This is a genomic window from Xanthobacter sp. DMC47, from assembly GCF_056313845.1.
On record NZ_JBQUZM010000004.1, the window covers coordinates 1,461,953 to 1,474,834 of the forward strand.

Annotated in this window: 15 protein-coding genes; all 15 read left to right on the top strand. The window is 62.5% G+C overall.

Annotated elements, in window-relative coordinates; genetic code table 11:
• Positions 1-152: 152 nt before the first annotated feature.
• The 15 genes from ACT54R_RS18635 to trbB all read left to right on the top strand — a co-directional run bounded on the left by ACT54R_RS18635 (position 153) and on the right by trbB (position 12,761).
• Complete coding sequence (locus ACT54R_RS18635; RefSeq protein ID WP_415453991.1) at positions 153-389, top strand: transcriptional regulator domain-containing protein; 237 nt, start codon at positions 153-155, stop codon at positions 387-389.
• A gap of 22 nt (positions 390-411) precedes the next feature.
• Complete coding sequence (locus ACT54R_RS18640; protein WP_476328719.1) at positions 412-951, top strand: DUF2285 domain-containing protein; 540 nt, start codon at positions 412-414, stop codon at positions 949-951.
• 115 nt (positions 952-1,066) lie between these two features.
• Positions 1,067-1,297 carry a helix-turn-helix transcriptional regulator gene (locus ACT54R_RS18645; protein ID WP_183856692.1) on the top strand — a complete coding sequence of 77 codons (231 nt, stop codon included), beginning with the start codon at positions 1,067-1,069 and terminating at the stop codon, positions 1,295-1,297.
• Between the two features lie 9 nt (positions 1,298-1,306).
• Positions 1,307-2,170: a replication initiator protein A gene (locus ACT54R_RS18650; RefSeq protein ID WP_332116955.1), complete on the top strand. Its 864-nt coding sequence runs from the start codon at positions 1,307-1,309 to the stop codon at positions 2,168-2,170.
• Positions 2,171-2,507: 337 nt separating this feature from the next.
• On the top strand, positions 2,508-3,143 hold the full coding sequence (parA, locus tag ACT54R_RS18655) for a ParA family partition ATPase (RefSeq protein WP_332116954.1): 636 nt from the start codon (positions 2,508-2,510) through the stop codon (positions 3,141-3,143).
• Complete coding sequence (locus ACT54R_RS18660) at positions 3,140-3,415, top strand: ribbon-helix-helix protein (RefSeq protein WP_183856699.1); 276 nt, start codon at positions 3,140-3,142, stop codon at positions 3,413-3,415. The genes parA and ACT54R_RS18660 overlap by 4 nt, the downstream gene beginning before the upstream one ends.
• Positions 3,412-3,882: a DUF2840 domain-containing protein gene (locus ACT54R_RS18665; protein WP_332116952.1), complete on the top strand. Its 471-nt coding sequence runs from the start codon at positions 3,412-3,414 to the stop codon at positions 3,880-3,882. The genes ACT54R_RS18660 and ACT54R_RS18665 overlap by 4 nt, the downstream gene beginning before the upstream one ends.
• Entirely contained in the window at positions 3,879-4,430 is a 552-nt protein-coding gene (locus ACT54R_RS18670; protein WP_332116951.1) for a S26 family signal peptidase, read from the top strand. Before ACT54R_RS18665 ends, ACT54R_RS18670 begins: the two co-directional genes overlap by 4 nt.
• A gap of 33 nt (positions 4,431-4,463) precedes the next feature.
• A complete protein-coding gene (locus tag ACT54R_RS18675) occupies positions 4,464-4,793 on the top strand; it encodes a DUF736 domain-containing protein (RefSeq protein WP_110372405.1) in 330 nt (109 codons plus the stop codon).
• A gap of 241 nt (positions 4,794-5,034) precedes the next feature.
• A complete protein-coding gene (locus tag ACT54R_RS18680) occupies positions 5,035-5,742 on the top strand; it encodes a lytic transglycosylase domain-containing protein (RefSeq protein ID WP_332116950.1) in 708 nt (235 codons plus the stop codon).
• Positions 5,743-5,963: 221 nt separating this feature from the next.
• The gene (locus tag ACT54R_RS18685) at positions 5,964-7,928 is read left to right on the top strand and encodes a relaxase/mobilization nuclease and DUF3363 domain-containing protein (RefSeq protein WP_332116949.1); all 1,965 of its coding nucleotides are present in this window, start codon (positions 5,964-5,966) and stop codon (positions 7,926-7,928) included.
• 176 nt (positions 7,929-8,104) lie between these two features.
• Positions 8,105-8,779, top strand: coding sequence for a hypothetical protein (locus ACT54R_RS18690; protein WP_332122965.1), 675 nt, complete (start codon positions 8,105-8,107; stop codon positions 8,777-8,779).
• Between the two features lie 516 nt (positions 8,780-9,295).
• Entirely contained in the window at positions 9,296-11,302 is a 2,007-nt protein-coding gene (locus tag ACT54R_RS18695; protein WP_332116947.1) for a conjugal transfer protein TraG, read from the top strand.
• A complete protein-coding gene (locus ACT54R_RS18700) occupies positions 11,299-11,796 on the top strand; it encodes a CopG family transcriptional regulator (RefSeq protein ID WP_332116946.1) in 498 nt (165 codons plus the stop codon). Before ACT54R_RS18695 ends, ACT54R_RS18700 begins: the two co-directional genes overlap by 4 nt.
• Positions 11,793-12,761 (top strand): P-type conjugative transfer ATPase TrbB, encoded by a 969-nt coding sequence (gene trbB / locus ACT54R_RS18705; RefSeq protein WP_462897885.1) that lies wholly within the window; start codon positions 11,793-11,795, stop codon positions 12,759-12,761. The genes ACT54R_RS18700 and trbB overlap by 4 nt, the downstream gene beginning before the upstream one ends.
• The last annotated feature ends 121 nt before the right edge of the window (positions 12,762-12,882 follow it).

Here is a 12,882-nt window from a genome sequence, read left to right on the forward strand (position 1 = left end):
CATAGCTGGAGCGGCCTCAACAACCCGAACAAGTGCCGTTTGCAATCGACCTCTCCCGACGATGCACGACACCTTAACTTTAGCCGCCTCATTTTGGGGAACACGGTGCGTGCTCTTGAAAACAGAAGCTTTCCGAAACAGACGGAGGAAACATGCCCCACACGCAAGACTGGATGGCCAACGCCGCCTATCTCTACATCCTCTTTCTCGACCGTCCGGCCGTCGCCTGGGAGCACCTGCGGCGCAATCCCGGCTATCGGAACGACTGGCGCCGCTTTGGCACGAAGCGACGTCCATCGTTGAGCGCACATGCGCAGAATTGGGGGTTACGATTTCTTCGAGAACCCCAAACACGACGCGCGCGATGCGCTGCCATTCTGGCGGCCTGATCCAGACATCGCCCTGCCGATCGTGCCGGACGAAGACCCGGAAACTGTCGCACCGGTCTTCGACCTCTGGACCTTTCCCGGCCGCAAGGCGATCGGCCATGATGGTGGCCGCCTCGCGCTGAAGCTCACCCGGCGCGGCCGCTCCTGGCATGTCCATATCGCCGGCGCGCTCGACGCCACCATGCCTTTCACCTTTGCGATCGCACCGGACGACCGGGCCGATGCCCGCTTGCGCGAGGCCAAGGAGCTGCTGGCCGTGATCGCCACCCGCCAAGCCGGATTTGCCGGCCAGCGCGGCTCGGCCGAGCCGATCATCACCATGCAGTCCTTGCAGGCCCTCGACGGTCATCTCGCCGGAGCTAGCGAGCGCGAAATCGCCATCGCGATTTTCGGCGCACGCATCGTGAAGGAGAAATGGCATGGTGACAGCGAGTTGCGCGCCAGGGTCCGCTATCTCGTCCACCGTGGCCGCGCCCTGATGAACGGCGGCTATCGCCGTTTCCTTTGGGGAGCGACCGCGCGTCGAGCCGGCGAGTATCCCATGCCCGCCGCCGCCCCGTGAGGGAGAAAGCCTACCGGCCAGGATTCTCCATACGCGGCAGGACAGGCTTTCCCCAAGCTGCCTCCCAACCGCTGGACCGGACTTCGCTCGGCCAGCCTGAGACGGAGGCAGCTTCATGGATCGTCCCGAATCCAAACCGGCCAGCCGCTACCTCACCAATGAGGAAGCGGCCGCTTATCTCAAGCTCTCGCCCCACACGCTGAACAAGAAGCGCGTCATTGGCGGCGGACCGAAGTTCCGCAAGCTCGGCTCCCGCGTCGTCTACGCGATCGACGACCTCGAAACCTGGATCGAGGCACGCGCTTGCAACACCACCTCAGATCCCCGCTACGCCCAAGCGCGCTGACGGCAACGCATGGCGGCGCGCAGACACATATCCGAGCGCGACCAGCTCGAACTGTTCCGATCGCGCCCCGGCGACATGGCGACCCGCGACTCGCAGGATCTCATGGCCTATCCCTTCTTCTCCCTCGCCAAGTCGAAGCGCGTCCAGCCGATCAAATTCGAGGCCGGCGACGTCCGCATCCACGTCGAGGCCCCGGCCGAGTTCGGCTTGGCCACCATCTGGGACGCCGACATCCTGATCTGGGCCGCCTCGCAGATCATCGACGCCCGCGACCTCGGCCTGCGCACCTCGCGGCTGATGGCGACGACCCCTTATGAAATCCTGACCTTCATCGGCCGCGGCACATCCGTCCGCGACTATCAGCGCCTCAAGGCCGCGCTCGACCGTTTGCAAGCCACCACCGTCGCCACGTCGATCCGCCAGCCATCCGAGCGGCGCCGGCATCGCTTTTCCTGGATCAACGAATGGAAGGAAAGGCTCGATGCCAAAGGCCGACCGCTCGGCATCGAGCTGATCGTGCCGGACTGGTTCTATGAAGGCATTCTCAACAACGCCCTGATCCTGACCATCGACCGGAATTACTTCGATCTGCTCGGCGGCATCGAACGCTGGCTCTACCGCCTTGTGCGCAAGCATGGCGGACACCAGCCCGGCGGTTGGAGCTTCGATTTCCATCATCTCCACGCCAAGTCCGGCAGCCTCTCGCGCTTCTCGAACTTCGCCTGCGACTTGCGCGACATCGTGCGCCGCCAGCCCTTGCCCGGCTATCGGCTGCGCATCGACCGGCTCGACAACGGCCGCGAACTGCTCGTCTTCGTGCGGGCCACACCGCTTCTGTCCGCTCGTTCAAGGGAGGCTGTGGAAAGGCTGTGAATAGTCTCGTGCTATCGAAGGCATTCGGACTCGTGCTATCGGAGGCGCGACACTCGTGCTATCAAAGGCGCAAATGCGCGCTAAGCAATTGTGGTGCTTTGAAAAAGCCATCCCCTAACTTCTCTAATATGGAATCTAACTTTCTTTATTTATCTAGCGAAACTGTTGATAATTACGACAAATTTCAACTTACAATATACGATTATGTCTCAAGTTATACGAATAAGTACGCTCATGAGAAATCCCATACGATCGTCGCGCAGCCTATCGCGCCAGCGCCCCCCCAAGGGCGACTAATACCCGGATATGACGCCCCTACCTGCTTGGAGGGCGCGTCATGATCGTGGCGCTCCTCAACCAGAAGGGTGGCGTCGGCAAGACGACGCTTGCCACCCATCTCGCCGGTGAGCTGGCGGCCGCTGGCGCGCGTGTCGCCGTCGTCGACGCCGATCCACAAGGCTCAACGCTTGACTGGTCGCAGCGGCGCGCGGAAAGCGGCCTGCCGCGCCTATTCGGCGTTCTCGGGCTGCCCCGCGAGACGCTGCATGCGGAAGTTCCCGACATCGCCCGCGGCGCTGATCACGTCATCATCGACGGGCCGCCGCGTGTGACCGCGCTGGCGCGTTCCTCGATTCTCGCCGCCGACCTGGTACTGATCCCGGTCCAGCCATCGCCCTATGACGTCTGGGCCAGTGCCGAGATCGTAGCGCTTGTCGGCGAAGCGCGACTGTTCAAGCCGCAGCTCCGCGCCGCCTTCGTCGTCAACCGCCGCATCGTCGGCACCATCATCGGCCGCGACGTGCGCGCCGCGTTGCCGGAGGGCTTGCCCGCGCTCACCGCCGACATTGGCCAGCGCGTCGTCTTCGCCGAGAGCGTCGCCACTGGCCGTCTGGCCCGCGAGCTGGAGCCCGGCGGCGCGGCCGCACAGGAGATCAACGCACTCGCTGCCGAGATCATGGGAGGCAGCTCATGAGCGGCAAGCGCGTCACCTTCGGCGCGAAACCCGCCGCACCCACAGTCGATGCCTGGGTGCAGCAGGGCAACGGCGTCGAGGTGGCCGTTCAGGCAACACCGCCGACTTCGGCAGCGAAGGCCGAGATCTACACCGCGCGCCTTACCATCGACGTGACGCCGGAACTGCGTGGCCGCGTCAAGGTCGCCGCCTTCAGGCAAGGCGTCACGGTCGCCGAGATGATCCGCGCGCTGCTCGAAACGCGCTTTCCCGAAGGCGGAGCAGACGCATGACCACGCGCCGCTACACTTGCGTCCTGGCCGTCTTCGAGCGCGACCGCATCAATGTCCGGCTGCGCTTCGGCAAGCCGGTGTGCGAGCGTCAGATCGATCGTCGCAGACGCCTCGCGATGTTCACTCCGGGCAGCACATTCGCGCTATTGCGCTGGGAGGCGAACGCCTATGGCACGACCCTCTCCCATCTCGCCATCATGCGCGCGGTTGCGCCGGGTGAAACGTGCTGCATGTGGCCTTATGTGCGTCCCGGCGCGAAAATACTGCTCTTCGTCGCCGGATGGGGTCAGGTCGAGCGCGCCTTGAAGGCGGTCGACACCGTCGAAGCCCTCGGCGTGGCTCCCTCTGACGCCGCGCCGGAATATTGGCAGCAGGTCCACAACAGGCTCTGGGTGCATGAGACACCGCACACCTATTCGTTAGAACAACATGACGCTTGGCTCCGTCGCCGGGAGCTGCTGTCATGATGGGACGTAGCCTCTTCTTGATGATGACGGCCGCCGGTGTGCTGCTGATCGCAGCACCCGTCTGGTCGGGGCACGCGCCGCGCTTCATCTGGAACGCGTCGGCAAGTGTGCCGGTCGGCCTCTATCGCGTCGAGCCGGCAGACCGGATTTCGGTCACGGACCTTGCCATTGTCATGCCGCCGGAACCGCTCGCCGATTTTCTCGATGCCCGCGGTTATCTTCCGCGCGGCGTGCCGCTCTTGAAGCGCGTGCTCGCGCTCGCAGGCCAAACCGTCTGCCGTGAGGGCTTCGACATTATCGCTTACGGCTGGCGCTACGGGGCGGCTCGTGAGCGTGACAGTCGTGGCCGACCACTGCCTGTCTGGCAGGGCTGCCGCATCGTCCCGAGCGACGCCGCTTTCCTCATGAACTGGGATGCGCCGGACTCATTCGACAGTCGGTATTTTGGCCCGCTTCCCCTCTCTTCCATCGTCGGTCGCGCGGTTCCGATCTGGACCAACGACGGCGACATTGATCCGGCTTCAGAGCCGGTTCCCGACGAGCCATAGGCGGCTCGTGTCCGACCCCAGAAGGAGTGTGCCATGCCGCAGATCGGGACTTTCAAGAAGACGAAGGACGGCTTCACCGGCCGTATCCGGACGCTGACGCTCGACGCCGAGCTGGTCATCAGGTCGGCTGAAAATGCGGACGCCGAAAATGCGCCGCACTATCGCATCTTCACCACCGACGATATCGAAACCGGTGCTGGTTGGAAGCGCACCGGCGAGAGAGCCGGAGACTACCTGTCGCTCGCCATAGACGATCCGTCCTTCACCCAGCCGCTCCGCGCTCACCTGTTCCAGTCGGAAATCGACAACGCGACTTGGAACCTGCTCTGGACACGCCCATCGAAGCGTGATGAGCGGACCTGATGTCATGTGTGGGTCTCGCGAACTGGGATTGACCCTTATCCCTCTGATCGATGGGAAACGGGATCATCCCTCCGACCCGATCGCTGGCCAGACAGCCACCGCGTGCAGTGAAGGTCAGGGGCGGTCGCTTTGCGGCCGGCAACGCCTCGCCCTTGACCGGAGCGAGGACGGTGGCAGGCTGTCGGCGCTCGGACAAGGAGCATGGTGCAATACGTCGTCGCGCTCGCCTCTACGGCGCGCCATGCAAGCGATCATCACCTGTACGCTGATGATGATTTTCGGCGCCGTGGCCCGAGCTGAACCTGCGTCCTCACCGCCGCCGGAGAAAGCGCCCGCGAACCATCAACTATCGGCCGATCCGTGGGCTACACAGATCGCCGAAGCGGCACAACGTTTCGACATTCCGGAGCAGTGGATACGCTCCGTCATGGGTGTCGAAAGTGACGGCGAAACCCGTGTGGTGTCAGCGAAAGGTGCGATCGGCCTGATGCAGATCTCTCCCGCCACCTGGGAGGCGATGCGCAGCCGATACGGGCTCGGCGACGATCCCTTCGATCCGTATGACAATATCACCGCTGGTGCTGCCTATCTGCGCGAGATGTACGATCGCTACGGGGCGCCGGGATTCCTCGCAGCTTACAATGCGGGTTCGGCGCGCTATGAGGAACACAAACTCCTGGGTGTGCCGCTTCCTGATGAGACGCGTGCTTATCTCGACAAGCTCGCGTCGATCATCGGCAGCCCGGCTCCGAGCCTCTTCGCGGGTTCGGAGACGCACACAAACGGTGGTCCGGGAGCACCACTGTTCGCGGTCGACGCGCGGACGAAATCCACCGTCGGCTCGCTCCCATCTCGACCATCTACCGGCACGCTCTTTGTGACCGTCAAGCCACGCGTCGAACACGTCGAACCAGACGACAGCGACAGCCCCGACGTGCAGCAGAAGTGATGGCATAGCCACGATGAAGCACGGATGCGGAGCGCTAGGGGCGTAGGGCAAGATAAAAGGGGACGGCACGCGCCTGTCCCGAAGTTCTTGTCTGCACGTCGGTTGGGGCGGCACGCGGCGGATGAGCCCGCGTGCCTATAGAATTATCAAGCCATTGTTTATGCGTGAGCTTTCGTGTGCTTCATCGCATGGGCTTGTACGGGATTGGCGGGAGCGCCGTCATGCCAGATCGCGACGACAACCGCTTCCGGCCAAGGGTCTCGCCACCAAAATCGCATGGTCGAGCAAGGACGCCAAAGTTCACCGCACGCGTTCTTAAGGCCGTTTCCCATTCTGGGTCGACAAGCGGCCGGTCGTTCAGTTCCGGGCAGGTGCGTTCCGGCGCCCGTCTCGGCCGCGGCCACGTCGCCGCGAAGTTCGCTGGTCAGTCCCTGCGCGGCAGTTCTCGCCGCGTGGTCATCAAGGCCCGCGTGGTCAAGCTGGAGAAGGCCGGTGCGCGCTCGACCATCACCCATCTGCGCTATATCGAGCGCGACGGCGTGACCAAGGATGGCGGCAAGGCCCACGCCTATGACCCCGGCATGGACAAGGCCGATACCACCGCTTTCGAACAGCGCGGCCGCGAGGACCGACATCAGTTCCGCTTCATTGTCTCGCCGGAAGATGCGGTCGATCTTGGCGATCTCAAAGCCTTCACTCGCGATCTCATGGGCAGCATGGAAGCCGATCTGGGGACCAAGCTCGATTGGGTGGCGGTCGATCATTGGAACACTGACAATCCTCACACTCATATCGTGCTGCGCGGTCGCCAGGACGACGGATCGGATCTGGTTATCGCCCGCGACTACATCGCCGACGGCATGCGCAACCGTGCCCGCGAACTGGCAACCGAATGGCTCGGTCCCCGTACTGAGATGGAAATCCGCAACTCCATGTCGCGCGAGGTCGAGCAGGAGCGCTGGACCGGCGTCGACCGGATGATCCAGCACGAGGCGGAGATGGGCATCATCGACCTGGTTAGCGAGCCGGCAGACGCCCAGGCTCGCTTCCGACGCACGGTGATGATCGGTCGGCTCCAGCGGCTCACCGAGATGGGCCTTGCCGACCGCACTGGCAGTTGCGTCTGGGCGCTTCACGACGACGCCGAAACCGCGTTGCGTGGCATGGGCGAGCGCGGCGACATCATCCGTACCATGCAGCGCGTCATGTCCGGCGAGAAGCGTGAGCTGGTCGTGCTCGATGCGATGTCATCACAAACGCCCGTCGTCGGTCGCATCGTCGACAAGGGACTGGCTGACGAACTCTATGATCGCGCCTATCTCGTTGTCGACGGGATCGATGGCCGGGCACACTATGTTCCGCTTTCGGTGAGCGCCGATCTCGAGGCCCTCCCGATCGGCGGCATCGTCGAGACGCGCGCGGCAGTGGAACGCGGGGCGGACAGGACCATCGCCAGCCTCGCCGTGGACGGCGTCTACCGCACCGAACACCATCTTGCGATGGAGCGCGCCGAAGCCAAGCCAAGCTATGATCCGGAGAGCTTCGTCGCCGCGCACGTCCGTCGACTCGAAGCCCTTCGCCGGGTCGGGATCGTCGACCGTATGGAAGATGGCGTCTGGCGCGTGCCAGTCGACCTCGCCGAGCGCGGTAAAGCTCATGATGCCCGCGGCCTTGGTGGTGTCGACGTCGAGCTTCGATCGCATCTGCCGCTTGATCGCCAGACGCGCGCGATTGGTGCGACTTGGCTCGACCGGCAGCGCTTAGGCGACACCTCGTCACTCGCGCAGACCGGCTTCGGCGCCAGCGTTCGAGACGCCATGCGCGAGCGGGAGAACTTCCTCGTCGATCAGGGGCTGGCCGAGCGGCGTGGGCAGCGTGTGCTACTCGCCCGGGATCTGCTCGCCACGCTGCGCGATCGGGAAGTCGAAACCGCTGCCAGAAAGATCGTCGAGGAGACCGGCCTGCATCATCGCGCCATGCGCGACCGAGAACACGTAAGTGGCATCTATCGCCGCTCCATCATGCTCGCCAGTGGTCGCTTTGCCATGCTGGACGACGGCGTGGGATTCAGCCTCGTGCCGTGGCGTCCGGTGCTGGAAAAGCGCCTTGGTCAGACGGTCGGTGGGGTTGTTCGTGGCAATAGCGTCTCCTGGGAGTTCGGGCGGCACAAGGGACTGGGAATTTGACGTCAACCTTGACGCCGAACCGCGCGATGGCCATCTTTGACCCGGGTTTGCCACCTTCGACCTATCGCCGGGTCAAACGGCCTAAAAATTGATCCTCGTGCGACCTCTCGTCAATCCTTGCGGATTGGGCTGGCTGCGTAATCGGCGAACTGCTCGAGCCCGGAACCGAGGACTTGATGATGAAATTGGAAATCACCGCAAACGACGTCGAGGATATGAAGGCAGAGCTGCGTGCAACTCTGCCGGAGGTGAAATCGTCGCACAGGATCGAAGCCCTTGCTCGGGGCCTCGGGTGGAACACCAATGCCGCCATGAGGGCGAGCCTCGCGAATGGCTCAGCCGAGGTTTCCACCAATGAAGGAGCCTTCCTGGGCTATCTCCAGGAGCACGGTTTCGATTCCGAACCTGGACGGATCGCACGCACTTTGGCCAAGGTCGGCATTCGACGTGCGATGGCGCTGGAACCGCTTCTCACTCAATTCGGCTACAATGTTTATCGCGGCCGTTCAAAGACCCCTGAGGAGCGCCGGGCCGAGTTCCTGGCAGACCGAGCGTCAATGCTGGGCGATCACGGCGCCGATGAATTCATCCAAGCATGCCGCTTTCTATCGCAGTTCAGCAAACGTAAGACGATCAACCGGAAATCTTCTAGCTATGGCCTGAAACATCAGGCTGAGCGCTTCGAGGATTCACGGCATTCGCGTGGTTATGTCGCGAACGGAATGCTGATCGCAGCCGCCTTAGCCCTTGGCTTCAAGGTCCAGCAGATCGATCCCGATTCTCCAAATGCATGGTTCAACATCAGCTCCAAGATGACCAATGACGGGGCAAAGCTGGCGTTGGCGGCCTAACCAAGCGGGGGATTGAGAACAGCTCAACTTTATCGTCATTGGCGCTTTCAATTCTTATTGAAAGCGCCAATGACATCGATCGGAAGTGCGGGACCGTGATCCCTCGCATGAGCCAATGCGAAGTCGAGAATGTCGACATGGCCTCTAAGCTGAGCGGTGTATATACCCGCTTGCGTCACTCCATTTTGATGCGCTGCACCAATCGCTATCAGGGTAGATGCCTTTCGGGTACACTAAAAGTAGAATGAAGGTACTGTATTGCGCCGCTATATGCTGTTTGGCTCTGACGCACCCTGGTGCATTAGATATTTCTGATGGTTTACGTGACTCATTGCCGCAATACTAAATTGCTATCAGTAGTAATAAATGGTAAGGAGTAGTGCCGGATCGTATTTAGATCATAGTTGCTGCTGTCGCGCGCAAGAATGGTCTTTGACTTAACCCCTTCAAGCAACAAGCCTTATGCCTTGTCGGCCGTTCGCACGGCCGGAAACGGCGGCTGTTGCAGGAGCGGGAATGACACCGACGAAGGTGTTGATCGGTCAGATGCTGGTGGTGTTCGGCATCGCGCTTGCCGGCACCTGGGCCGCCACGCAATGGGTCGCCTTCGAGCTCGGCTTCCAGCCACGCCTTGGAGAGCCCTGGTTCTTGATCGACGGCCTACCCGTCTACTACCCTTGGCGGTTGTTCGAGTGGTGGTATGTTTATGATGCCTATGCTCCGGACATTTTCCAAACGGGGGGTACGGTCGCTGGCGGCAGCGGCGTCATTGCCGCTCTGTCCGCCATCATCGGTTCCGTCTGGCGAGCTCGGCAGTCGAAGCTCGTCACCACCTATGGCTCCGCCCGCTGGGCCGATAAGACGGACATCGCGGCGGCGGGCCTGACGAAGCCAGCCGGCGTCTTTCTCGGGCTCATGGCCAGCACCTATCTGCGCCATGCCGGCCCCGAACACATCATGGCGTTTGCGCCGACGAGAAGCGGCAAGGGCGTCGGGCTCGTTGTGCCGACGCTGCTGTCATGGCCGCATTCTGCCGTCATCCATGACATCAAGGGAGAAAATTGGACGCTGACCGCCGGCTGGCGCGCGCAGTTCTCCCACTGCCTCCTGTTCAACCCGACCGACCCGAAGAGCGCCGCCTATAATCCCCTCTTGGAAGTCCGCAGAGGCGTCCATGAGGTCCGCGACGTCCAGAACATTGCGGACATATTGGTGGATCCCGAAGGTGCGTTGGAGCGGCGCAATCACTGGGAAAAAACCAGCCATTCGCTTCTAGTCGGCGCCATCTTGCATGTCCTATACGCCGAAGAGGACAAAACGCTCCGCGGTGTGGCCAACTTTCTCTCCGATCCGGCTCACCCGTTCGAGAGGGCCTTGTGGTCCATGATGACCACGGCGCATCTCGGGGAGCCTGGCCCACATCCCGTCGTTGCCAGCGCTGCGCGCGAGGTGTTGAACAAGAGCGAGAACGAGCGCTCCGGTGTGCTTTCGACCGCCATGTCGTTCCTCGGCCTCTATCGCGATCCAACGGTCGCGACCGTCACATCGTGCTGCGATTGGCGCATCGCCGACTTGATCGCCGCTGATCATCCGGTTTCGCTTTATCTGGTCGTGCCGCCTTCGGACATTTCGCGCACCAAACCGCTCATTCGCTTGATCCTCAACCAGATCGGCCGTCGGCTGACAGAAAGCCTCGACGGCTCGGACGGCATCGCCCGCAAGCACAAGCTGCTTCTCATGCTCGACGAGTTTCCGGCGCTCGGTCGGCTGGACTTTTTCGAGAGCGCCTTGGCCTTCATGGCCGGCTATGGACTGCGCTCCTTCCTCATCGCGCAGAGCCTCAACCAAATCGAAAAGGCCTACGGGCCGAACAACAGCATCCTCGACAACTGCCACGTTCGAATAGCCTTCGCGACCAATGACGAACGCACAGCCAAACGCATTTCGGACGCGCTCGGCACGGCGACGGAACTTCGCGCCCAGCGCAACTATGCCGGCCATCGCCTGTCACCCTGGCTGGGACACCTCATGGTATCTCGGCAAGAGACGGCCCGCCCGCTCCTGACGCCCGGCGAGGTCATGCAGCTTCCCGACACTCAAGAAGTCATCATGGTCTCCGGCCATCCACCGGCCAAGGCCACCAAGATCCGATATTTCACCGACAGCAATTTCACTTCGCGCGTGCTGCCGGCACCGGTTCTCTCAGACGATGGATATGCTGATCGGCCGGCTGCGCGAAGGGACGATTGGACCGGCCTTCCGCGGTCGAAATTTTCTATCACCGCTTCTACGGGCGCACAGGCATCGACCGTGCCCGTAGAAGGCGGACATCAACTCGTACCGGAGTTCGACAAAGCCGAAGTCATACGTCTGCATGATGGCCGCGATGACGATCTGTCCGTCCTCGACGATGAGACAGATAACCCCGTCATACGCGACGGTAAGCTCCCCAAACCGGACCGGCAGTTCCGGCGCGCGGCACGTCTGGCCTCGCTCGATCCCGATGACGGGATCGCGCTATGAGCAAAACCCGGCTCAACATCTTTATCGAGCCCGACCATGCCAAGCGACTGCGTCAGCTTGCAGCCCTCAAAGGTGAAGCGAAATCAGCGATCGTCGCGGCCGCGCTCTCTTCCTATCTTTCTCCCGATGGTGCCGACCGGCGAGAGGCGGCGCTTGCCTCACGCCTCGACCGACTGTCGAACCAGTTCGGCCGGCTGGAACGCGACCAGACCATCCTGATCGAGACCCTGGCGCTATTCATCCGCTACACGTTGTCGGTTTCAGCTCCGCTTCCAGAGGCGCATCAGAAGGCGGCTCGCGCGCAGGGGCGCCTACGCTTCGACCAATTCGTCGACCAACTCGGCCGCCACCTGCAGCGTGGCGGCAGCCTCGTTCGGCAGGTCCATGAAGAAATCTTCCCTGATGAAGGTCGCTTCTTCGGCCTGGCCGATGACAACGAGGATCAGGGGTCCGCTGGATCGGAAGACCACGATGCCGAGGCGGCGCCGCCATGATGGACAGGCCGCGCTCCCCGTCCCGGATCGTCAGCGATCGCCAGGTCCGCATGCTGCGCAGCGCCATGGGGCCGGCGATCATCGCCGCGCTCGACGATCCGGACGTCGTGGAAGTCATGCTCAATCCCGATGGAAAGCTTTGGATCGACAGGCTCGGCTCGGGCCGCGAGCCCACGGGCGCCACCCTCTCTCCGGAGGATGCCGCGCGCATCATCAAGGTCGTGGCGAACCATGTCGGCCTCGAGGTCAACCGCGAGCATCCGATTCTCTCCGCCGAGTTGCCGGAAACGGGTGAAAGGTTCGAAGGCGTCCTGCCGCCCATCGCCGTCGCGCCGATCTTCGCCATCCGCAAGCGCGCCGCCGGCGTCATACCGCTGGCCCGATATGTCGCCAACGGCATTTTGACCGAGGTGCAGGCAGATTTTCTGAGGAGCTCTGTCCTCGATCGACGGAACATCATCATTGCCGGTGGAACGTCGACGGGAAAGACCACCCTTGCCAACGCCCTGCTCCAAGAGATCGCAGCCACCGGCGATCGCGTCCTGGTGCTCGAAGACACGATCGAGCTGCAATGTGTAGCCGACGATCATGTGGCTCTCCGGACAAAGGCTAATACCGTCTCCACCGCCGATCTGGTGCGTTCCACCTTGCGGCTTCGCCCGGATCGCATCGTTGTTGGCGAGGTGCGCGGCGCCGAAGCTCTGGATCTCCTGAAGGCGTGGGGAACCGGGCACCCCGGCGGCATCGCGACATTGCATGCAGGCTCGGCGCGGGGAGCACTCACCCGGCTGGAGCAGCTCATACAAGAAGTCGTCGTCACCGTGCCGCGCGCGCTGATCGCGGAGGCCGTGGACATCATCGTCTTCATCGCCGGGCGCGGTAGCAAACGCCGCGTCGAGGACATCATCCGCGTCACGGGCCTCGACGGCGATACCTACGCAATAGAGCACTTCACAGGAGATTAGGGATGCCGCCCATCACGTCCGTATTCACGCTTTTCCTGAATGCTGGAACAAACCAGAAACGTAGATCCGCAAGTGCGGATTCGTGCGTTTCCGTAAATCCGGAGACACGCATTTCAGCAAA